Origin of the sequence: Pectobacterium peruviense, assembly GCF_003312355.2 — a bacterium.
GTDB lineage: Bacteria > Pseudomonadota > Gammaproteobacteria > Enterobacterales > Enterobacteriaceae > Pectobacterium > Pectobacterium peruviense.
In genome coordinates this window covers 2,486,662-2,507,049 of record NZ_CP161826.1, presented here as the reverse complement: position 1 = coordinate 2,507,049, position 20,388 = coordinate 2,486,662, and the positions used below count along the sequence as shown (strand labels likewise).

Genomic DNA, 20,388 nt, shown 5'->3' with positions numbered 1-20,388 from the left:
TTTATCATATAGTAAAAACTTTACAAACGGCCATAAGTCTACCGTTCTACGCTGTAAGAGAGCGGTTTGCAGTCACAATTTTTCATTGAAATGGTTCGAGGTCTGAGTACGGCGCTATATCATGATTCTTTCGTCTGGTATTATGATTCGGCTTTTTTCGGCAATCACCGCTACGGATTATCAAACACATGGTTATAAAGGCGCAAAGTCCGGCTGGATTCGCGGAAGAATACATTATCGAAAGTATATGGAATAACCGTTTTCCTCCTGGCTCTATTTTGCCCGCGGAAAGAGAGCTTTCCGAACTGATCGGCGTGACCCGTACTACCTTGCGAGAGGTGCTTCAGCGCTTAGCGCGCGATGGCTGGCTGACGATACAGCACGGGAAACCGACAAAGATTAACAACTTTTGGGAAACATCCGGCCTCAATATTCTGGAAACGTTGGCCCGACTCGATCACGATAGCGTGCCACAATTGATCGATAACCTGCTGGCTGTGCGCACCAACATCGCCGCCATCTTTATTCGGACGGCGTTACGGCATAATCCGGAAAAGGTACGTGATGTGTTGACCCAGTCAAACGCGGTGGACGACAGCGCAGAAGCCTTTGCGCAACTTGACTACAACGTGTTCCGTGGTTTGGCGTTTGCCTCCGGCAACCCGATTTATGGCCTGATCCTGAACGGTCTGAAAGGATTATATATTCGCGTAGGGCGATATTATTTCTCCAACCCAGAAGCCCGCAAACTGGCGGTGAACTTCTACAGTCGGTTGGAAACGTTGCGTAGCGAAGAGTTGTACGATCAGGTTATGGATGTCGTTAGACATTATGGTAAAGAAAGTGGAGCGATCTGGCATTCTATGCAGAGCGCGATCCCGCGAGATATCGCGGAAGTGCGCCGCTAAGACGTCATACGCTTCAGCGCGAAAGCGTGAAAAGGGGATTCAGGTATTGCCTGAATCCCCTTTGTCTTTTATCGGCGAGATTTTTCACCAGTGTAACGGCGTTCTGCTATGCAGATGCCGCTCCGTTACGCGGCGGGCAGCGTTCAATCAGCTCAATGCTCCCATCTGCGTTAGCCTGCTCCAGATAAACGTCAAAACCCCACAGGCGATGAACGTGTTTCAACACTTCCTGGCTGCTTTTATCCAACGGTGCGCGGTTATGTGGAACATAGCGCAGCGTCAGCGCCCGATTGCCGCGCAAATCCACATTCCAGACCTGAATGTTTGGCTCCAAATGGCTCAGGTTGTACTGTGCGGACAGCTCCTGTCGAATCAAACGATAACCTTCTTCGTCGTGAATTGCGGCAATTTCCAGGTAGTTGTTTCGATCATCGTCCAGCACGGTGAATAGCCGGAAATCACGCATCAATTTAGGCGATAAGAACTGACTGATGAAGCTCTCGTCCTTAAAGTTCTGCATCGCGAAATGCAGTGTATCGAGCCAATCTTTACCCGCAATATCAGGGAACCAGTAGCGATCTTCATCCGTTGGCGACTGACAAATACGCTTAATGTCCTGAAACATCGCGAAGCCCAGCGCATACGGATTGATGCCGCTGTAATACGGACTGTTATACGGCGGCTGATAAATCACGTTGGTATGGCTGTGCAGGAATTCCAGCATGAAGCGCTCGGAGACACGCCCTTCATCATAAAGATGGTTGAGAATGGTGTAGTGCCAGAAGGTAGCCCAGCCTTCATTCATCACCTGAGTCTGCTTCTGCGGATAGAAATACTGACTGACTTTCCGCACTATGCGCAACACTTCTCGCTGCCAGGGTTCCAGCAGCGGGGCGTTTTTCTCCATAAAGTAGAGCAGGTTTTCCTGCGGCTCTTGTGGAAAGCGTCTTGCTTGTTCCGTTGCGGCACCCTGTTCGCGGCGCGGTAAGGTTTTCCAGAGATCGTTCACCTGACTTTGCAGGTAGGCTTCACGACTTTTCTGGCGAGATTTTTCCTCTTCGAGCGAGATTTTTTGCGGACGTTTGTAGCGGTCAACGCCGTAGTTCATGAGAGCATGACAGGAGTCTAGCAGTCGCTCTACCTCGTCCACGCCATAACGCTCTTCGCATTGTGCGATGTATTGTCGGGCAAAGAGCAAGTAATCGACGATGGAGCTGGCATCGGTCCAACTGCGGAACAGATAGTTGCCTTTGAAGAAGGAGTTGTGTCCGTAACAGGCGTGCGCCATGACGAGCGCCTGCATCGGCAGCGTATTCTCTTCCATCAAGTACGCAATACAGGGATCGGAGTTAATAACGATTTCGTATGCCAATCCCTGTTGCCCATGTTTGTAACGTTGTTCGGTTTCAATAAATTTCTTTCCGAACGACCAGTGGGAATAGTTAATCGGCATACCTATGCTGGAATAGGCATCCATCATTTGTTCTGAGGTGATTACTTCAATCTGGTGAGGATAGGTCGCCAGACGGTACAGCTTGGCTACCCGATCAATCTCGTCGAGATAAACCCGCAATAACTCAAATGTCCAGTCCGGTCCATCACTCAGGCGAAGTGTTTTTTTTACCTGATTATCCGTCGATATAGCCATCAGCGCGCCCCCTAACATAACAAGCCTGTACGTGAGATCCCGTTTACTGCTTTCCCGCTGGCTCCTGTCAAAAAATCATCGTGGTTCATTTAGTTATAGCTGAGCTTTGGACACGCGGCAATTGACGAATTGACCGTATTCAATGGATAAAGATCGCTGATGGGATAAAAAAGACGTGTGTTTGCGCTGTCTATCAATCGAGAAGTGCGCTCCCCTGAGAGAGCGCAACATACCGTCTGAACTAGGGGCGTTGGTACCGTTTTAACAGTGCCTGAATATCGTTAAGGCGGGAGACGGCAACCGTGGATAGCTTCTCTTTAGAAACGTTGCGATCGAGCGAGATGCAATCCTTCCACAGAGAACGACCGGCAATCACGCCAGAAGCGCCATTTTTCAACGCGCTCTCTACCTGAGGCAGAAAGGTGGCGTGATCGACGCCCGCAGACAGAACGGCCCAGGGTATTTCACCGCAGAGTGTGGTCACGCGCGCACAGGCTTCATCCGACCCAGGATAAGGAATCTTCAAGACTTTCGCGCCTTGATCGATACAGGCCTGACAGCCCGTCGGAATGAGTTCAGGCAGGAGGCGGGTATAGGCGTCGCGAGATTCATTTTCCAGAGAATAGGTTAGGAACTCGACGACGAGCAGTAAATCCTCCTGCGCAAAATCCTGAATCACGGTACGGAGTGTTGCAAGGTTACGCGTATTGGCTTCTGGAATATCCGGGCGAAGGTAGATCATGATTTTTCCACCGGTGGCCCCCCATTCGCGCACTTTACGGGCCGTAACGCCCTCAACCATTGTGGAGATCCGATAACCTTCCGGACTCGTTTCCCAGCCTGAAGCATCAAGCCCGATGAGCAGGCCGGTATCGCGGGGTAACACATTTTCGTCTATCAGACCCGGTATGGCACAGATCGGATCGACCAGTACACAGCCCGCCTCAGCTGCCAGATAGCGAGTGATGTCATATTTTGTTTTTCCTAATGTTTCATTGGTAATTGCAGCCTGCGCATCAGAGGTCGGTGCTAATAACGTTCGCATACCGCCACGTTGATCGCAGGCAATAACCATCATCGCGCCCGTCGCGTTACAAATTAATTGATATCCCCGGTGCTCCGCTGTTGTCATGGTGTTCATGATAATTACCCTCATAAAATTAATGTAAATAAGCGATTAATCCAGGTGTGTTTTGATCCATTGAATTAATTCCTGATGATTAATTTCCTTATCCTGATCAACCGTGTAACACTTCCCAATGCACATTGGCTGTGCCTGATGTGCGAGTGAAATTAATTCCGGGAGATACTCATCACCGGGATGGCCTTTTATTCTTTCATTCATTCTGGCTTGATATCGTTCTGCCACCCGATCAGATGAGATGGCATTCCATATTTCAAGCGGGTGTTCGATATCACACGAGGTCAGATATTCCTGTAATATCGATTTTTCGCGAAAGCCGAACCAGGCATCGAGAATAAAAATACTATTATTAGGCGCTTGCCTAACGATGTTAAACATCGCCTGATATGCGGCGCATCCCAGTTTTCTATTTAACGATCTATCGATGATGTCGCAGAACTGCATCATGAATGGCTCTTTTATTTCATCGAGGCTTAACCGTGGGAGATGCAATTCATCAGCAATAATACGCGCTACCGTGCTTTTCCCTGATGCGGGTATGCCATTTACTAAAATAATTTTTTTCATAATACCCCGACAATATCATCTGACGTGGTGGCACATCGAATCCGAGAGAGCATGTCATCCTGCTCCAATAGATTGACGATGGAGGCGATGCCTTCTGTAATATGAGCATCACTGTTAACGCCACCGAACATAATTAAAATATCTACCGGTTCGCTTCCCTGAATAGAAAGTGGTGTGCGTAACGTCAATAAGCTGAAGCAATTCTCAATAACGCCACACTCAGGGCGTGCATGTGGAATAGCGATGCCTTCATCAAAAACATAATAAGGGCCGTATTCCTTCGTGCTTTCGATCACCGCAATGGGATAGTCTTCCGTAATACACCCTGCGTTGATTAATGGTTGTGCGGCACAATAAATAGCCTCTTCCCATGTTTTACATATCATGCCGAGTTGAATGCAATTGTGCTGCAAAAGGAAATTTTTTATGCTCATAAAGCCTCATATATTTTTCCGAATGGTGTTTCTGAGTTCATCGATCTGAATGAAAATAGTATCAACGCGATTCCGGTAATCAGGATGAGAAGAAAATAATTGGATGGCCTGATTGTATTTAATCATTAACGTTTTTTGTGTTTCACTATGCGTCGGATCTTGTGCTAAACGAGATTCAAGCTCCGTTAATTCCTCCTCAATTTCCCTGACGCGATTGTCATTTGTATTATCACGGTGACCGGAAGACGGGGCAGGCGATAAAAAACGTTTGAGTAGAGAAAACATAGTGACTCCTTAGCAATTGACACAATGACATTAATGACGACAGGCCATACGACGTGTTTATGCGCTATTGCGATAGTTTACGATTCGCAATAAAGGCAATGGCTGCAACGAACGCGACAAATGCGGCGACAAATAACCAGTCCTGCTGGAAGGCGTGTCCTAATATCAGGCCAGTACCGATGACGTCAGAATCACTGAAGGTGACGCCAGTAAATCCGAAGACTTCCAGTAATGGCACCAGAATGGCAGGCAATAAGGTAATGAAAAGACCATGAACCACACCGCCGATAATTGCGCCGCGCCGTCCTCCCATGGCGTTACCGAAAATACCTGCCGTGCCGCCCGCAAAGAAGTTGGTCAGTAAACCTGGCAAAATCATCGCCAGCCCAAACATCGGGAAAATCAGCATTCCCAGAATAGAACCGACGGTGGTGGCGAGGAAGCCAACAATCACAGCGTTGGGTGCATAAGGGAAGAGCACCGGGCAATCCAACGCGGGTTTAGCGTTAGGCACCAGGCGCATGGCGATACCTCGAAATGCGGGAACCAACTCATTAAGCAGCAGACGGACACCGCTGTAGAGAACGAAAACGCCCGCCACAAACTGCATGGACTGCATAAACGAATACATCAGATAGTTGACGCCGTTGGCATATTGCGCGATGTATTCCGGTCCTGCAGTCACGGCGGGGATGAGGTACATTGGCACCATAACGACGGCCATCGACAGGTAGGTATCCTGCAAGAATTTGAAGTTATCGGGCAGCGTTAAATCTTCTGTAGATTTGGAGTTTTTACCGACTAGCCGAGCGACGGCGGCCTGTACCAGATACCCGATGGTACAAAAATGCCCGAGCGCAACATCATCGGAATTCGTGATTTTACGGACAATCGGCTGTGCCAGCGCAGGCATCAGCACGGCCATAATACCGCCAAATATTCCTCCGGTGAGGATCAGCGTCGCGCCGGTCAAGCCCGACTTATAGCCGATCACGGTACCGATTGTTGCCATCCACAGCAGAGCCTGTCCCGTCAGGAAGATATATTTAAAGGGGGTAATTCGTGCAATCAGGATGTTGACGGCAAAGATCACCATCAGCGTTAACGCGACTTCTGAGCCGAGTTCGCGGTTTGCCAATCCGGCGATGGCGGCGACATCGGTGATGTAGCCCTTCATACCGAAACCGTGGGTAAAGATACTGTTCAAATATGTCAGGGCATCGACGATGATGTTAATCCCCGCCATCATGATGAGGAAACCAAGCAGTGTCTTGAATGTCCCCTCTGCAATTTTCCCTACCGACTTCTTCTGTAAAATCAACCCGATCATGGCGATCAGCGCGATTAATATGGATGCCTGGCCTAATAAATCTTTCACAATGAAATTGATAACGGTGTTCATTTTTCACCTCATGCTATTTATGAGCCTGAATATACGCTAAAATTTTTTCTTCTATTTCATCTTTGTCGGTAAGTTTATTAAGAATGATGACCCTTTTTTTCTCATCTTCACTGGCATCGCTATTCAGAATGTCAGCAAATATTTTCTGGGTTAGGATGACGTCATAATTGAAGGCAGAGGCTTCTGAAATCGTGGTGTGATTGATTTCCGCATCAATGCCCAGCTTTTTTAGTACGGATTTCGCACTCATTTCGATAGCGAAACTGGAGCCTAATCCACAGCCGCAAACGCAAAGTACTTTCAACATAATAATGGCCTCATATAAGATGATGAGTTTTCGCGAGCTTATAAACGTGACTTTCGACATCAACCAAGCGTCGTTCAGAATCCTCCAGATCGATAGGGATCGCTTTGTTGTTATTATTGATAATGATAATTTTATTAGTCAGGCCAGCGTTAATACACCGAACCATTTCTTCTGCTAACAGGGTGCCCTGAATAATTTCTTCCCCGGTGGGCGCGCCATTTCGTAAGCCGTATCCTAAAATGGTTTTTCGGATACGGATTCCAACCTTATGTTCGAGTTTCTTGATAATAGTATCGATAGCGCCCTGAAAGCCGGGAGTGTATTCATGGGTGTAGCCTTCAGAGCATAAAATGATCACGCTATTTTGTTCTGCGATTTTATCCCGAATACATTGTGCTAACGCATCAATATCCCACGGTGATTCTGGAATGAGTGCGATATCGGCATTACTCTTTAATGCCGCCTGTAGTGTTAATTCACCACAATAGCCACCGAGTAATTCAATCATGAATATCCGACCTTGTAATCCACGGCCCGTATTACGCAATTTCTCTACTTCACTCATTACTTGTTCGCAGGCAGTGGAAAAACCAATCGTATAGCTATTCCCTGAGATATCATTATCAATCGTCATTCCTACGCCGTAGCAATGAATACCGTAGTGGCTTAATTTTTTTAGAAATTGAAATGATCCATCTCCTCCCGCCATAATGAGTGCGTCGAGTTTTTGTTTTTGGATGTTTTTAACAATTTTCTCGTAGTCTGTTTTTCTACACTTTCCGGTTTTTCTCCCTGATGTAATCAAGGGCATTGATGCGAGTGAATAATCCACCAGATCGCGGCGAGTGAGGGCTTTACAGCAGTTATCGATAAGGCCATTAATTCCACCATCGAAAATGACGATGTCAGAGGCAGTCATTCTATTCACCTGAAAGATGAAGTTATTTATTCCGCTAACGTCGCCGCCGCTAATGACTAATCCAATTTTCATCGTCGCCCTCTAAAAATATGAATAACCATCGTGTGAACACAATGTTATTAAATTGATGAGGTGTTTTTTTGATGAATGTCGCAAATTTGTATTTAACTATGCGGAGACTTGGCTTGACAGTGATGTCGCTGGTTCTATTGCTGTGATGGTTATCACGATTTAAAAATAAGCAATCTGACTAACTTGTTAATTAGTTTGAGATTTAACATTTTCATCTTTTTTATTTTTTCAGTCCTTTTCTGCTAAAAAACGAATACATATTTTGTGAATGATTTCACAGTTATTTCGTTACGATCTCAATGATGAATCGAAGAGAGAAAAATATACCCTAAATAATTCGAGTTTCAGGAAGGCGGCAAGTGAGGGACAAATTCGTCGGGAACGAATTTGATCAGCCAACGGCTGGCCTCCGGTGAGAGACAGGATGTCTCTCATTTCATCCCGATGAGATTACTCAGGTAAGTGATTCGGGTGAGTGACAAACCTGCCAAAGGCAGGTTTGAACGCTGCTTGCAGCGGCTCCCACGGAGCGAGACACACGTGTGTGTCGAGTAACGCAGCCAACGCACATGTAACTTGAAGTATGACGGGTATAAAGAAATGTTCTCGCTGAGACGAGTGACAATTCCCTCCCAAATGCTAGAGTAGTCTTCAGTTTTACCTTTTAACTAGTGTTTTATTCCATTAAATAAGCATTTTTCCAGCAGATTAGACGGTCTTTAACGGAAAGGAAGGGAGAGCGGTAGCATGCGGGTTGTAATTCTGGGAAGTGGCGTAGTTGGTGTAAGTACCGCCTGGTATCTTGCGCAGGAAGGGCATGATGTTACCGTTATCGACAGGCAGCCGGAGCCTGCGTTAGAAACCAGCGCCGGGAATGCCGGACAGATTTCCCCCGGCTATGCCGCACCGTGGGCTGCACCGGGCATACCGCTAAAAGCGATAAAATGGATGTTTCAGCGCCATGCGCCGCTGGCCATTCGGCCAGACTTCACGGCCACACAGCTTTGCTGGATGTGGCAAATGTTGCTCAATTGCGATGCCCGCCACTATAAAACTAATAAAGCACGAATGGTGCGTCTGGCTGAATACAGCCGTGATTGCCTACAGCAGCTGCGGCGAGATACAGATATCCAGTACGAAGGTCGACAAGGTGGAACGCTGCAACTGTTTCGCACCGAACAGCAATATGACAATGCGACACGAGATATCGCTGTACTCGAAGAGGCTGGGGTACCGTATCAATTGTTGGCTCGCCATGAGCTTGTCTCCGTCGAACCCGCATTGGCGAATGTAGTCGGGAAGCTAACCGGCGGACTGCGTTTGCCGCATGATGAGACGGGCGATTGCCAACTGTTCACCCGCCAATTGGCGGCGATGGCTGCTGATGCTGGCGTCACCTTTAAACTGGGGCGTAACGTCCGTCAACTACGGGTCGAAGGGCAGAACGTCACAGGTGTGCAGTGCGACGACGGTATGATCGTGGCAGATGCCTATGTGATGGCTTGCGGTTCCTATTCAACAGGGCTATTGCGGCAGTGGTTCGATATTCCGGTTTATCCGCTGAAAGGCTATTCACTGACGATTCCTCTGGCGGATGACGCCTCAGCACCGGCGTCTACCGTGTTGGATGAAACGTATAAAGTGGCGATTACGCGTTTTGACAATCGCATTCGCGTTGGTGGCATGGCAGAAGTGGTGGGCTTCAACACCGATCTGAATCCCAAGCGTCGAGAAACGTTGGAAATGGTGGTGCGCGATCTGTATCCCCATTGTGGGCCGATTGAGCAAGCGACATTCTGGACAGGACTGCGTCCGATGACGCCAGACGGCACGCCGCTGGTGGGGCGCTCACCGCTGAAAAACCTGTATCTGAATACCGGTCACGGCACATTAGGTTGGACGATGGCCTGCGGGTCGGGGAAATTGCTGGCGGATATTCTGTCGGATAAATCACCGGAGATTGAAGCCGATGATTTATCCGTGTCTCGCTATACTCGTTAGAGTATCTGTATTCTGCATTCGGTGTTTTGAATTAGCTGCGGGGCAGCGACGTAATGCTGCTCTTGTGGTGACGCGTGAGCAGACGGGCGCGTATCGCCAACAGGGCTGCACAGAGCATAACCAGCGCCAGTGATATTTTTGACGGCAGAGGAATGGCCATCGCACCCAGTCCCAACGCCGCACCGCCTGCCATCTGCACAAAGCCTACCATCGCCGATGCAATACCCGCTTCATTGGAATAAGGCTCCAGCGCATAGCTGGTGGACGGCCCGATCAAAAATGCCAAGCCCGCACAGGCCAGTGCGACGGGCAACATGTAGGTTGGCCAAGTATCTTGCATCGCTTCGGGTAAGAGCGCGACACCGGCAAGCAGCGAAAGAAAACCCGCCCCCATCAGCAGGCTACCGATAGCCAGACAACGTGGCCGACCGACTTTACGGATAATACGATTCGCGAAGAAGCTGACCAGCATGATCCAAAAACCGTTCGCGCCGAAGGCAATAGAAAACTCAAGCGGCGTGAGTTGCGCCTGATTCATTAACACCACGGGGGAAAAGGTGACGTAGGTTAATGCCATCCCCATCGCGCCTGCATTGACTGATGCGAACCCCAGAAAGTGGCGATCGGATAAAAGGCGAGCATATTGGCGCAGCGGCAAACCGTGGACAGGTAAGGTTGAATCTGGGCGTGTTTCTGGCAGAAAGCGGATAACGAGTGCCAGCACCAAAACACTGTAACCAGCAAGGAACCAGAAGGGCGCACGCCAGCCGAAGGCTTCGGCCAAAAGCCCGCCTAATAGCGGTGCCAGCGCGGGTACAATGTTCAGCGTGCCGTTAAGAAAGCCATAAGTTCTGGCAGCATCATCGCCGTTCAGTTTGTCACGCACGCTGCTGAAAATGGCAACGGCGGTGCAGCACACGGCGATGCCCTGAAAAAGACGTGAGAGGATGAACAGCGTCGCGCTGGTGGCCAGTGCGCCCATGATCGCTCCGATGATGTAGATCACCACGCCTGCCAGCGCCATTGGACGGCGGCCATATTTATCTACCAGCGGTCCAGCCAGAAGTTGACCTAATCCCATAACCAGAATAAAGAGGGCGACGGTGGACTGAATCAGCGATTCTGGGCTGTTCAGCGCCACGGCAATGGCGGGAATAAGCGGTAAATAGATGTCAATGCCCAGAGGGCCGAGTAGAACCAGAGTCAGTAAAATCAGAACAAATCGTTGCATAACAATACAGAAATCTATGTTTTATGGGTTCGACAGGGTAATGCGCACACTGGCGGAAAGGAAGTGTTATCTTTGTGACGGTGTCACAAGTGTGTGACAGGAATGTGTTTACGAGATCGAGTACGGGCAGTTATTAACAGGGCGGAGCGTCGTTTATCAGAGGTTCTCCGCCCTTTAGTCAGGCGTGTTTAATGCACTCAGGCCGTTTCAATACGAGGATAAAAATCATGATTCTCGCGCTGCATGCGTTCATAGACCTTACGCAATACGTGATTGGCGTCAGCCCGGAAATCGCGGTCGTGACCAATCAACTGTGAAGCCGTATTCCAGCGTCGGGAAAATGCATCGTAATCTGCGGCAATGGTCTGCATTTCGTTCTGATAATGCTGGCTCATTTTCGTTAATTGTTCATCACCACTGCGCTGAAGAGAAGGGTAAAGCACGCGATCTTCTGCCGAAAGATGCAGTTTGATGGTTGAGCTCATGGCAACAATGGCGCGAGCGATATCAGTGGCGTTCTCCGTCACGCCTTCCCGCGACAGGCGGCGTAGGGTATCAATGCTATCGAGGATTGCGGTGTGCTGGTGTTTGAATTTATCAATATTCATGAGCGATTCTCTGTGCAGGTATAATGCCATTTATAATACATGTATTTTAAATGCATGTTTATGGAAAAGTGCCTAGAGAGAAGAAATTAGCCAGCTAACTGTTAATTATTAACAACTAACAGATAACTGGCTAATTGAGGTGTGCTCAATGTCCTACGGTTTGTTTACGGAAGAGTTCACGGAAGACAGGGTAGATATCATCCTGATCGCGAATATGCTGCATGGCGAAGTTGTCGAACGTATCGCGCAGCGTTTCATATTCACGCCAGAGCGTCTGGTGTGAACGTCGGGTGATTTCAATATAACTGTAGTAACGCACCATCGGCAGAAGCTTACTCGCCAGAATCTGATGACACAGCGGCGAATCATCAGCCCAGTTATCGCCATCCGATGCCTGTGCCGCGTAGATATTCCACTGTGATGGATCGTAACGCTCACGCACCACTTCCTCCATCAGCTTTAACGCACTGGAGACAATGGTCCCGCCGGTTTCCTGAGAGTAGAAGAACTCCTGTTCATCGACCTCTTTGGCCTGCGTGTGGTGGCGAATATAGACAACGTCGACGTTTTTGTAATTTCTGCTGAGGAACAGGTACAGCAGAATATAAAAGCGTTTCGCCATGTCTTTCGTCGCCTGATCCATGGAACCGGACACGTCCATCAAACAGAACATCACGGCCTGACTCGATGGTTCAGCCCGGCGCTCGTAGTTCTTGTAGCGCAGGTCAAACGTATCGATAAAAGGCACGCGTGCGATTTTCTGGCGCAGTTCAGCGATGTCTTGCCGTAACCGTTCTTCTTCCAGCAATTGTGCCGGTTCGGTGTGCGCCAGCTGTTCTAACGATTCTTCCAACTCATGCAGCGTACGGCGTTTTCCCGCTGTCATCGCCATACGGCGCGCCAGCGAATTTTGCAGCGAACGTACCACGCTGATATTGGCAGGAACGCCGTTAGCGGTGTACCCAGCACGGTGCGTTTTGTACTCGTTCATCTGTCGATGCTGCGTCTTCTTCAGATTCGGCAGTGCCAGATCTTCAAACAGCAGGTCCAGATATTCGTCTTTGGAGATCTGAAAGACAAACTCATCATCGCCTTCGCCGTCTTTACTGGCGTCACCCTGACCGGAGCCACTGCCGCCACCTCCTTGTGGCCGCTCGATTTTGTCGTTCTGTACGAAGTGATCGTTACCTGGGTGGACGCGATGGCGGTGGCCTCCGCGCCCCTGATGGAACATCGGTTCATTGATGTCTGCATTGGGGATCGAGACTGACTCCCCGCTTTCGATGTCGGTCACCGAACGCTTATTAATGGCCTCGGAAATCGACTGTTTTATTTGCGACTTATAGCGGCGCAGAAAGCGTTGGCGGTTCACCGTGCTTTTGTTTTTGCCGTTCAGCCGTCGATCAATAAAATAGGCCATGTTTCCCCCAAACGCTGTTGCCAGCATCGTGCATCATTATGATGATTTCCTCACCCGCAGATACCATTCGCACAGCAAACGAACCTGCTTCCGGGTGTAGCCTTTCTCCATCATGCGATCGACGAAGTCATCATGTTTTTTCTGCTCATCCGTTGAGGTTTTGGTGTTAAACGAAATCACAGGTAGCAACTCTTCCGTGTTGGAGAACATCTTCTTCTCGATAACCGTGCGCAGTTTCTCGTAGCTGGTCCAGTTCGGGTTGCGGCCGCTATTGCTGGCGCGGGCGCGCAGAACGAAGTTGACGATCTCGTTACGGAAGTCTTTAGGGTTACTGATGCCCGCAGGCTTCTCGATTTTTTCCAACTCGGCGTTCAGCGATTCACGGTCAAACAGCTGGCCCGTATCTGGGTCACGGTACTCCTGATCCTGAATCCAGAAATCCGCATAGGTAACATAACGGTCAAAAATGTTCTGTCCGTATTCGGAATAGGATTCGAGATAGGCAGTCTGGATCTCTTTACCGATAAATTCGGCGTATTTCGGCGTCAGATAGCCTTTCAGGTGCTCCAGATACTTCTCTGCCAGCTCCTGCGGGAACTGCTCGCGTTCGATCTGCTGTTCCAGTACGTAAAACAGATGTACCGGGTTGGCGGCGACTTCGCTGTGATCGAAGTTGAAGACGCGTGACAGAATCTTAAAGGCGAAGCGGGTCGACAGACCGTTCATCCCTTCATCCACGCCCGCGTAGTCACGATACTCCTGATAGGATTTGGCCTTCGGGTCGGTATCTTTCAGGCTTTCCCCGTCGTAAACCCGCATCTTGGAGTAGATGCTAGAGTTTTCAGGATCTTTCAGGCGCGACAGAATGGAGAAGCGAGCCAGCGTTTCCAGCGTGCCGGGTGCGCAAGGCGCATGCGTCAACTCGCTGTGATCCAGCAGCTTGTCGTAGATTTTGACCTCTTCGGACACACGCAGGCAGTACGGTACCTTCACGATATACACGCGGTCGAGGAACGCTTCATTGTTTTTGTTGTTACGGAACTGCACCCACTCAGATTCGTTGGAGTGCGCCAGAATAATCCCGTTGAACGGCAGGGCAGCAATGCCTTCCGTCCCGTTATAGTTGCCTTCCTGTGTAGCGGTCAGCAGCGGATGGAGCACCTTGATGGGTGCTTTGAACATCTCGACGAACTCCATAATGCCTTGGTTCGCGCGGCACAATGCACCGGAGTAGCCGTAGGCATCGGGATCGTTCTGGGCAAAATGCTCCAGCTTGCGGATATCGACTTTACCGACCAGTGCTGAAATGTCCTGATTGTTTTCATCGCCCGGCTCGGTTTTCGCGATCCCGATTTGCGCCAGAATCGATGGCCACACTTTGACGACTCTGAATTTGGAAATATCACCACCGAAATCCTGTAGGCGTTTTGCCGCCCACGGCGACATGATCGTGCCGAGATAACGTCGCGGAATCGTATACTCTTTCTCGAGTATTGCGGCATCTTCCTGCGGATTGAACAGGCAGAGCGGATGATCATTGACTGGGCTACGCTCGCCGTTGGCGCTGAGGATGTAAATGGGCACGCGCTGCATCAGCGCTTTCAGGCGTTCAGCCAGAGAAGATTTTCCGCCGCCGACTGGCCCCAATAGATACAGAATCTGTTTCTTCTCTTCCAAACCCTGTGCGGCATGTTTTAGGTAAGAGACAATCTGCTCGATAGCCTCTTCCATACCGTAAAATTCTTCAAAAGCAGGGTAGCGAGCAATCACCCGGTTAGAGAATAGGCGCGACATTCGTGATTCTTGGGCGGTATCCACCATTACAGGCTCACCGATAGCCGTTAACAATCGTTCAGCCGCGTTTGCATAAGCGTTGCGATCCTGCTGACAGATGGTAAGGAATTCCTGCAGAGTGAACTCTTCGTCCTTGGCAGCGTCGTAGCGCTGGCGGTAGTGATCAAATATGTTCATAGCGATGCCCGTCCTTCGTCGATTAGCACAGATTAAGAGAGCGTGTGGAATATATGCCTATTAATGTATTGCCCTCCGAAAGAAGAAGTCTTTGAGTCCAGCAACCCTTATGCCAACTTGTAGCCTCAGGGCGTCGTAATTTTATTCATACCTGCTGGTCAGTAAGACGTCACCTTCTGTATTAAAGCGTAGTTTGCATCCGTAAAATTTCCTCTAGTCCACAGACGTATTTTTAAGATATTTCAATGACTCACTTTCAGGAAAATCCGTGTAACATTACCGTTAATAGGCTCTCAGCCTTAAGAACACTGCCTATTACCGACGTTAGCGCACGTAAAACCTATCGAATATATCGGTTATTCGTTAATGTTATTTTTATATAACCTGAACGCGAACGTGTGTAATTGGCTATCATGTTTCATGATGTTTATCTGTAATAGGAAATAGAAAACTGTGAAAAAACCTCAACTATGTGTGCTGGCCGCGCTGATTTCTGGTGCTGTGGTCCTGCCTTCAGCCTATGCCGCCGATGTTTCTCTGGGCCTCGGCGCTGCGGGCTCAACGTCCGTGTACCGTGGTGTTGATAATGATGTTTATCCGCTTCCTGTACTGAATTATGAAAGTGAAAGTTTTTATTTCCGCGGGCTGGGTGGTGGATACTACCTGTGGAATGACGGCGCAAATCGTTTCTCTTTAACGGCTTACTACCTGCCTTTAGGCTTTAAGCCAGGAGATAGCGACGATCAGCGTATGAAGCAGTTGGACAAACGCCGCGGTACGCTAATGGCTGGTGCAGCTTATCGTCATACTGCTGACTGGGGTGAGATTCGTACCGTGTTGGCAGGCGATACGCTGGATTACAGCAACGGCTTCGCGTGGGATACCGCTTACCTTTACCGTTTCTCAATGGGCGATCTGAGCATCACCCCTGGTATTGGTGCAACCTGGTTCAGTGAAAACATGAACCAGTATTACTACGGTGTGAGTGCGCAAGAATCTTCGCGTTCTGGCTTTAACCAATACAGCCCTGGTGATGGCTGGGCTCCGTATCTTGAACTGAGCGCAGGCTATCAGATTAACGAAAGTTGGAGCGCCTGGGCGGTCGGCCGTTACACGCGTTTGTCTGACGAAATGAAAGACAGCCCTATCGTTGATAGTAATCACAGCATCTTAATGAGCGCAGGCGTCAGCTATCGCTTCTAATGCTTTTCGTTAGCATAGTGCATCTGCCGTACAATAATGGGGTGATATCACCCCATTTGCACGTTTATGGTGCGCCGAATGCCATGTTAGGTTGACGGTAAACTCGTTGCGTTGACGGAAAACAAGGGAAAGATTCATGACAAAAGCGATTCATTTTCCAGATGATACTCGCGTACCGGCAATCGGTCAGGGAACGTGGTATATGGGCGAAGATGCCCGAATGAAAGCGCAGGAAGTGACCGCGCTGCAAGCGGGCATCGACCTTGGATTAACGTTGATTGATACCGCTGAAATGTACGCAGAAGGCAGAGCGGAAGACGTCGTCGGGGAAGCGATACGTGGCCGTCGCGATAGCGTTTATCTGGTATCGAAAGTTTATCCGCACAATGCGGGAGGCGAAAAAGCGATACAGGCGTGTGAACGCAGTCTGAAGCGACTGAAAACCGAGCATATTGATTTGTATCTGCTGCACTGGCGCGGCGGTATCCCGCTAGTTGATACGATTGCAGCGATGGAACGGTTGCAACAGGCAGGTAAAATCGGGCAGTGGGGCGTATCTAATCTCGATCTTGAGGATATGCAGGAGCTGTGGTCGCTAAGCGGCGGGCAGCGCTGCATGACTAATCAGGTGCTATACCATTTGGCATCACGCGGTATTGAATTTGATTTGTTGCCGTGGTGTCAGCAACAGCAGCTTCCCGTGATGGCGTATTGCCCGCTGGCGCAGGCGGGGCGGTTGCGTGATGGATTATTCTCACATCCAGTGGTGAATCGCATTGCGCGCGAACACAATATTACGCCAGCTCAACTTTTATTGGCATGGGCCATCCGTCAGCCGGGTGTGATCGCGATTCCAAAAGCAAGTGCTGTAAAGCATGTTCAGGAAAATGCGAAAGCGCTGGACGTGTTGTTGTCTGCGGAAGATCTCGCGCAGTTAGATCAGGCATTTCCACCGCCAACGCGCAAACAGCATTTGGATGTGGTGTAGCGGAAGCTAAGGGATTTGTAGAGAAGGGTGTATGGCATCATCAGCCATACACCAAGATATTTAGGGTATATATAGCAGTAGTTATTTCTTGATGCGGATAACCGTCGTCAGACGAGCCGGAGCCTTGGCGGACGCGACAAACGGTTGATTAATCCGCGCAGTTTCCACACACACGAACGTTTTATATCCCTCATCTGGCATATCGCCAATTGTACGGGAGAGTTCTGCGCCGGGGTTCCATGACACTACATCGCTATGGTGTGTATGGTGGACTTCAATGGTGCGTTTCAGTACGGCATCATGCACCACACTAGTGTCCTGCGGCTGGGTATAGATACGGTCTGTACGATCGGTAAAGACCAGATCGCCTTGCTGCGTTGCCAGTTTGCCCTGATCGACCTTATCAATGAATGACTCACCCAGACCGGCAATGCGAATATCGCTGATGTCGCCGATGTTGAAATAGGTGTGCAGCGCACTGGTAATGCTGTAATCGCCATGTGCTTCTAACTCAATACCGCATTCCTTGCCCAGTTTGAAACGGGCGATGAGTGTGAATTCATGCGGCCAGCTCTTACGCGTTTCTTCATTATCGCGCAGTGTGAATGTGAGTTGTACGCCATGCTCATCTTCGCTGTGGGCGGTAAATTCCCACGGCAGCAGACGGGCAAAACCGTGGTTAGGTTCGGCGAAAGGCCCAAACCAAGGGAAACAGATAGGGACACCGCCGCGAATAGCAACGTGATGAGTAAAAGGCGTATTGTCGCTCAGCCAAAGCACCGGCTCTTCGTTTGTCGGCTGCCAACTGAGCAGGTGCGCCCCTTGTAGTGCTACTGCTGCTCGAACTTCAGGATGATCAACGACGATGACGGGTAATTGATCCAACTGACGTTGGCTGAGGGTGGCGCTAATTTGCTTAGTGACGGGGAGTGAGAAAATTGTGTTATGCATGATAGTGCCTTTTTTTGATTGTTTTTCGTTGTAAAAAGAAATCTGCAGTTAACAATAAAAAAGGGCGACATCACGTCGCCCTTTTTTCACCGAATCATCGCTGACGCTTATTTAGAAATGTGAGCGATCAGATCCAGAACCTTGTTTGAGTAACCCGTTTCGTTGTCGTACCAAGAAACCAGTTTCACAAAGTTATCGCTCAGTGCGATACCGGCTTTAGCATCAAACACGGAAGTCAGTTTTTCACCGTTGAAATCGGTAGAAACCACTTCGTCTTCGGTGTAACCCAGAACGCCTTTCAGCTCGCCTTCAGAAGCGGCTTTGATTGCTGCACAGATTTCTTTGTAAGAAGCTGGTTTTTCCAGACGTGCAGTCAGGTCAACAACAGAAACGTTCGGGGTAGGAACGCGGAACGCCATACCAGTCAGTTTGCCGTTCAGCTCAGGGATAACTTTACCTACAGCTTTAGCTGCACCGGTAGAAGATGGGATGATGTTCTGTGCTGCGCCGCGGCCGCCGCGCCAGTCTTTGTGAGACGGGCCATCAACGGTTTTCTGCGTTGCAGTCGTTGCGTGAACGGTGGTCATCAGTGCTTCAACGATACCGAAGTTGTCGTTGATGACTTTTGCCAGCGGAGCCAAGCAGTTAGTGGTGCAAGAAGCGTTAGAAACGATTTCTTGGCCAGCGTAAGTTTTGTGGTTTACGCCCATAACGAACATTGGGGTGTCATCTTTAGATGGACCAGTCAGAACGACTTTCTTCGCACCAGCAGCGATGTGTTTACGTGCAGTGTCGTCAGTCAGGAACAGGCCAGTTGCTTCAGCAACAACGTCCACGTTGACTTCGTTCCACTTCAGGTTTGCAGGATCGCGCTCTGCGGTAACACGAATGGTTTTGCCGTTAACAACCAGGTGGCCATCTTTAACTTCAACGGTGCCGTTGAAACGACCATGAGTAGAGTCGTACTTCAGCATATACGCCATGTATTCAGCGTCTAACAGGTCGTTGATTGCAACGATCTCGATGTCAGAACGTTCTTGTGCAGCGCGGAAAACAATACGGCCGATACGGCCAAAACCGTTGATACCTACTTTGATAGTCATATATTCCACCAGCTATTGGTTTGTGAATAGAAAATTTGTGAATAAAAGGTTGGTTGTAAAATTACAAAAACCTTGCTGAGCGTCAAGCGGAATCGTGTCAATAGTTGCTGTAAGTCAAACCTATGACCAAACTTTGTGCGAAAACCGCTCGACCCTGTAACTAAGTAACATCTAAGACTGATATGAGGGCGGAATGCATCATATAAAGCCTGTGTTATCCCGATATGTGACGTGTGTCACAATTAAATATTCGTGCTAATAACATTCATAATATTAGGCCAAAACGGCCTGTTAGGTTGTTAATTTTTTGTTATAATCAATGATTAATTGAATAGCTAACACCGCTGTGAGACTTCCATGACTAACGACTCTGCTTCGCATACCCCATCCGACAATACTGAAATGACAGAGATGCAGCGCTATGTCACCCAGCAACGCGGTACTGAGCCTGCGTTTTCAGGCAAATTGCTGCATAACAAGCGTACAGGCGCTTATCACTGCCTGTGCTGCCAGGCTCCGCTGTTTTATTCCGACAGCAAATATGATTCTGGCTGTGGCTGGCCGAGCTTCGATCAGCCCGTCTCCTCAGAGGCGATTCGCTATCTGGAGGATGAGTCACACAACATGCGCCGTATTGAGATCCGCTGCGGGCAGTGTGATGCGCATCTGGGGCACGTTTTCCCTGATGGCCCGAAAACTACTGGCGAACGCTACTGTGTGAATTCTGCTTCGCTGAGCTTTATCGACGACGTTGATGGCGAACGCGTTGACGGGTAATCTGTCTGCGATAAGTGCGATGACGATAAGCTAGATAATATCTTGCTTTAAACGATTCAGCTACTAAAGATCGCTGTCAACACAGGAATCCAGTAATAATAAACCTGATCTTTCTCGGAGCAGAAACCGGATATGGAACTCAATGATCTGATCGACGTCATGACGCCAGAGATTTATCAGCGGTTAGTCACGGCGGTAGAGCTGGGCAAATGGCCAGACGGTGTCGCGTTGACGGCTGAACAGAAAGAAAACTGCCTGCAAATGGTGATGATGTGGCAGGCTCGTCATAACGAACAGGCTGAGCACATGACGATTGGCACTAATGGGGAAATCGTGATGAAGAGCAAGCAGGAACTGAAGCGCCAGTTTAACGGTTCTGATGCGATTGTTACGCTTAAACCCTAGTTGCTCTTAAACTCAATGACTCTTACATCTGGTTGCTCAAACCT

20 protein-coding genes are annotated in these 20,388 nt (G+C 49.2%); 6 read left to right on the top strand and 14 right to left on the bottom strand.

The features are described 5' to 3' along the window. Positions 1–188: 188 nt before the first annotated feature. Entirely contained in the window at positions 189–908 is a 720-nt protein-coding gene (fadR, locus tag DUT67_RS11345) for a fatty acid metabolism transcriptional regulator FadR (RefSeq protein ID WP_039300136.1), read from the top strand. 106 nt (positions 909–1,014) lie between these two features. On the opposite strand, the gene DUT67_RS11340 is transcribed toward fadR, so the two are convergent. The 8 genes from DUT67_RS11340 to DUT67_RS11305 form a co-directional block, all read right to left on the bottom strand. Next, positions 1,015–2,556 carry a SpoVR family protein gene (locus DUT67_RS11340; protein WP_113632010.1) on the bottom strand — a complete coding sequence of 514 codons (1,542 nt, stop codon included), beginning with the start codon at positions 2,554–2,556 and terminating at the stop codon, positions 1,015–1,017. A gap of 241 nt (positions 2,557–2,797) precedes the next feature. Continuing rightward, on the bottom strand, positions 2,798–3,697 hold the full coding sequence (locus DUT67_RS11335; RefSeq protein WP_113631954.1) for a tagatose-bisphosphate aldolase: 900 nt from the start codon (positions 3,695–3,697) through the stop codon (positions 2,798–2,800). Between the two features lie 36 nt (positions 3,698–3,733). Further along, positions 3,734–4,267, bottom strand: coding sequence for an AAA family ATPase (locus DUT67_RS11330; RefSeq protein ID WP_113631955.1), 534 nt, complete (start codon positions 4,265–4,267; stop codon positions 3,734–3,736). Then, positions 4,264–4,701, bottom strand: a complete 438-nt coding sequence (locus tag DUT67_RS11325) for a PTS sugar transporter subunit IIA (protein ID WP_113631956.1) — start codon at positions 4,699–4,701, stop codon at positions 4,264–4,266. The genes DUT67_RS11330 and DUT67_RS11325 overlap by 4 nt, the downstream gene beginning before the upstream one ends. A 6-nt stretch (positions 4,702–4,707) precedes the next feature. Beyond that, entirely contained in the window at positions 4,708–4,986 is a 279-nt protein-coding gene (locus DUT67_RS11320) for a hypothetical protein (protein WP_113631957.1), read from the bottom strand. Between the two features lie 64 nt (positions 4,987–5,050). Further along, complete coding sequence (locus tag DUT67_RS11315) at positions 5,051–6,388, bottom strand: PTS sugar transporter subunit IIC (protein ID WP_113631958.1); 1,338 nt, start codon at positions 6,386–6,388, stop codon at positions 5,051–5,053. 13 nt (positions 6,389–6,401) lie between these two features. Continuing rightward, complete coding sequence (locus tag DUT67_RS11310; protein WP_011093910.1) at positions 6,402–6,695, bottom strand: PTS sugar transporter subunit IIB; 294 nt, start codon at positions 6,693–6,695, stop codon at positions 6,402–6,404. Between the two features lie 10 nt (positions 6,696–6,705). Then, the gene (locus tag DUT67_RS11305) at positions 6,706–7,686 is read right to left on the bottom strand and encodes a 6-phosphofructokinase (protein ID WP_113631959.1); all 981 of its coding nucleotides are present in this window, start codon (positions 7,684–7,686) and stop codon (positions 6,706–6,708) included. A gap of 747 nt (positions 7,687–8,433) precedes the next feature. On the opposite strand from DUT67_RS11305, the gene DUT67_RS11300 reads away from it, so the two are divergent. After that, on the top strand, positions 8,434–9,687 hold the full coding sequence (locus DUT67_RS11300; protein ID WP_048260235.1) for a D-amino acid dehydrogenase: 1,254 nt from the start codon (positions 8,434–8,436) through the stop codon (positions 9,685–9,687). 31 nt (positions 9,688–9,718) lie between these two features. Here the strand turns inward: DUT67_RS11300 and DUT67_RS11295 are convergent, their stop codons facing one another. From DUT67_RS11295 to yeaG, 4 genes are all read right to left on the bottom strand, one after another. Next, complete coding sequence (locus tag DUT67_RS11295; protein WP_101781238.1) at positions 9,719–10,918, bottom strand: multidrug effflux MFS transporter; 1,200 nt, start codon at positions 10,916–10,918, stop codon at positions 9,719–9,721. A gap of 197 nt (positions 10,919–11,115) precedes the next feature. Then, positions 11,116–11,526 (bottom strand): hemerythrin domain-containing protein, encoded by a 411-nt coding sequence (locus tag DUT67_RS11290; RefSeq protein ID WP_048260231.1) that lies wholly within the window; start codon positions 11,524–11,526, stop codon positions 11,116–11,118. Positions 11,527–11,671: 145 nt separating this feature from the next. After that, positions 11,672–12,946, bottom strand: coding sequence for a YeaH/YhbH family protein (locus DUT67_RS11285; protein ID WP_048260579.1), 1,275 nt, complete (start codon positions 12,944–12,946; stop codon positions 11,672–11,674). Positions 12,947–12,982: 36 nt separating this feature from the next. Next, positions 12,983–14,917: a protein kinase YeaG gene (yeaG, locus tag DUT67_RS11280; RefSeq protein ID WP_005968768.1), complete on the bottom strand. Its 1,935-nt coding sequence runs from the start codon at positions 14,915–14,917 to the stop codon at positions 12,983–12,985. Between the two features lie 453 nt (positions 14,918–15,370). Between yeaG and DUT67_RS11275 the strand changes: the two genes are divergently transcribed. Both DUT67_RS11275 and DUT67_RS11270 read left to right on the top strand, forming a co-directional pair. Beyond that, a complete protein-coding gene (locus DUT67_RS11275; protein ID WP_048260230.1) occupies positions 15,371–16,120 on the top strand; it encodes a MipA/OmpV family protein in 750 nt (249 codons plus the stop codon). A gap of 136 nt (positions 16,121–16,256) precedes the next feature. After that, positions 16,257–17,108: an aldo/keto reductase gene (locus DUT67_RS11270; RefSeq protein WP_113631960.1), complete on the top strand. Its 852-nt coding sequence runs from the start codon at positions 16,257–16,259 to the stop codon at positions 17,106–17,108. Between the two features lie 81 nt (positions 17,109–17,189). Here the strand turns inward: DUT67_RS11270 and DUT67_RS11265 are convergent, their stop codons facing one another. Continuing rightward, positions 17,190–18,059: a D-hexose-6-phosphate mutarotase gene (locus DUT67_RS11265; RefSeq protein ID WP_113631961.1), complete on the bottom strand. Its 870-nt coding sequence runs from the start codon at positions 18,057–18,059 to the stop codon at positions 17,190–17,192. 107 nt (positions 18,060–18,166) lie between these two features. Then, positions 18,167–19,162 carry a glyceraldehyde-3-phosphate dehydrogenase gene (gapA, locus tag DUT67_RS11260; RefSeq protein WP_048260224.1) on the bottom strand — a complete coding sequence of 332 codons (996 nt, stop codon included), beginning with the start codon at positions 19,160–19,162 and terminating at the stop codon, positions 18,167–18,169. 357 nt (positions 19,163–19,519) lie between these two features. Here gapA and msrB point away from each other — a divergent pair, with 357 nt between their 5' ends. Then, positions 19,520–19,939 (top strand): peptide-methionine (R)-S-oxide reductase MsrB, encoded by a 420-nt coding sequence (gene msrB, locus DUT67_RS11255; RefSeq protein ID WP_048260223.1) that lies wholly within the window; start codon positions 19,520–19,522, stop codon positions 19,937–19,939. Positions 19,940–20,071: 132 nt separating this feature from the next. Next, positions 20,072–20,344, top strand: a complete 273-nt coding sequence (locus DUT67_RS11250) for a YeaC family protein (protein ID WP_048260221.1) — start codon at positions 20,072–20,074, stop codon at positions 20,342–20,344. Positions 20,345–20,388 lie beyond the last annotated feature (44 nt).

What these genes read in the sequence shown, in the direction of transcription:
- DUT67_RS11300 (WP_048260235.1), top strand. Translation starts at nt 8,434, where the DNA reads ATGCGGGTTGTAATTCTGGGAAGTGGCGTAGTTGGTGTAAGTACCGCC.
- DUT67_RS11310 (WP_011093910.1), bottom strand. Translation starts at nt 6,695, where the DNA reads ATGTTGAAAGTACTTTGCGTTTGCGGCTGTGGATTAGGCTCCAGTTTC.
- msrB (WP_048260223.1), top strand. Translation starts at nt 19,520, where the DNA reads ATGACTAACGACTCTGCTTCGCATACCCCATCCGACAATACTGAAATG.
- DUT67_RS11340 (WP_113632010.1), bottom strand. Translation starts at nt 2,556, where the DNA reads ATGGCTATATCGACGGATAATCAGGTAAAAAAAACACTTCGCCTGAGT.
- fadR (WP_039300136.1), top strand. Translation starts at nt 189, where the DNA reads ATGGTTATAAAGGCGCAAAGTCCGGCTGGATTCGCGGAAGAATACATT.
- gapA (WP_048260224.1), bottom strand. Translation starts at nt 19,162, where the DNA reads ATGACTATCAAAGTAGGTATCAACGGTTTTGGCCGTATCGGCCGTATT.
- DUT67_RS11290 (WP_048260231.1), bottom strand. Translation starts at nt 11,526, where the DNA reads ATGAATATTGATAAATTCAAACACCAGCACACCGCAATCCTCGATAGC.
- DUT67_RS11285 (WP_048260579.1), bottom strand. Translation starts at nt 12,946, where the DNA reads ATGGCCTATTTTATTGATCGACGGCTGAACGGCAAAAACAAAAGCACG.
- DUT67_RS11325 (WP_113631956.1), bottom strand. Translation starts at nt 4,701, where the DNA reads ATGAGCATAAAAAATTTCCTTTTGCAGCACAATTGCATTCAACTCGGC.
- yeaG (WP_005968768.1), bottom strand. Translation starts at nt 14,917, where the DNA reads ATGAACATATTTGATCACTACCGCCAGCGCTACGACGCTGCCAAGGAC.
- DUT67_RS11250 (WP_048260221.1), top strand. Translation starts at nt 20,072, where the DNA reads ATGGAACTCAATGATCTGATCGACGTCATGACGCCAGAGATTTATCAG.
- DUT67_RS11305 (WP_113631959.1), bottom strand. Translation starts at nt 7,686, where the DNA reads ATGAAAATTGGATTAGTCATTAGCGGCGGCGACGTTAGCGGAATAAAT.
- DUT67_RS11330 (WP_113631955.1), bottom strand. Translation starts at nt 4,267, where the DNA reads ATGAAAAAAATTATTTTAGTAAATGGCATACCCGCATCAGGGAAAAGC.
- DUT67_RS11265 (WP_113631961.1), bottom strand. Translation starts at nt 18,059, where the DNA reads ATGCATAACACAATTTTCTCACTCCCCGTCACTAAGCAAATTAGCGCC.
- DUT67_RS11320 (WP_113631957.1), bottom strand. Translation starts at nt 4,986, where the DNA reads ATGTTTTCTCTACTCAAACGTTTTTTATCGCCTGCCCCGTCTTCCGGT.
- DUT67_RS11315 (WP_113631958.1), bottom strand. Translation starts at nt 6,388, where the DNA reads ATGAACACCGTTATCAATTTCATTGTGAAAGATTTATTAGGCCAGGCA.
- DUT67_RS11270 (WP_113631960.1), top strand. Translation starts at nt 16,257, where the DNA reads ATGACAAAAGCGATTCATTTTCCAGATGATACTCGCGTACCGGCAATC.
- DUT67_RS11295 (WP_101781238.1), bottom strand. Translation starts at nt 10,918, where the DNA reads ATGCAACGATTTGTTCTGATTTTACTGACTCTGGTTCTACTCGGCCCT.
- DUT67_RS11335 (WP_113631954.1), bottom strand. Translation starts at nt 3,697, where the DNA reads ATGAACACCATGACAACAGCGGAGCACCGGGGATATCAATTAATTTGT.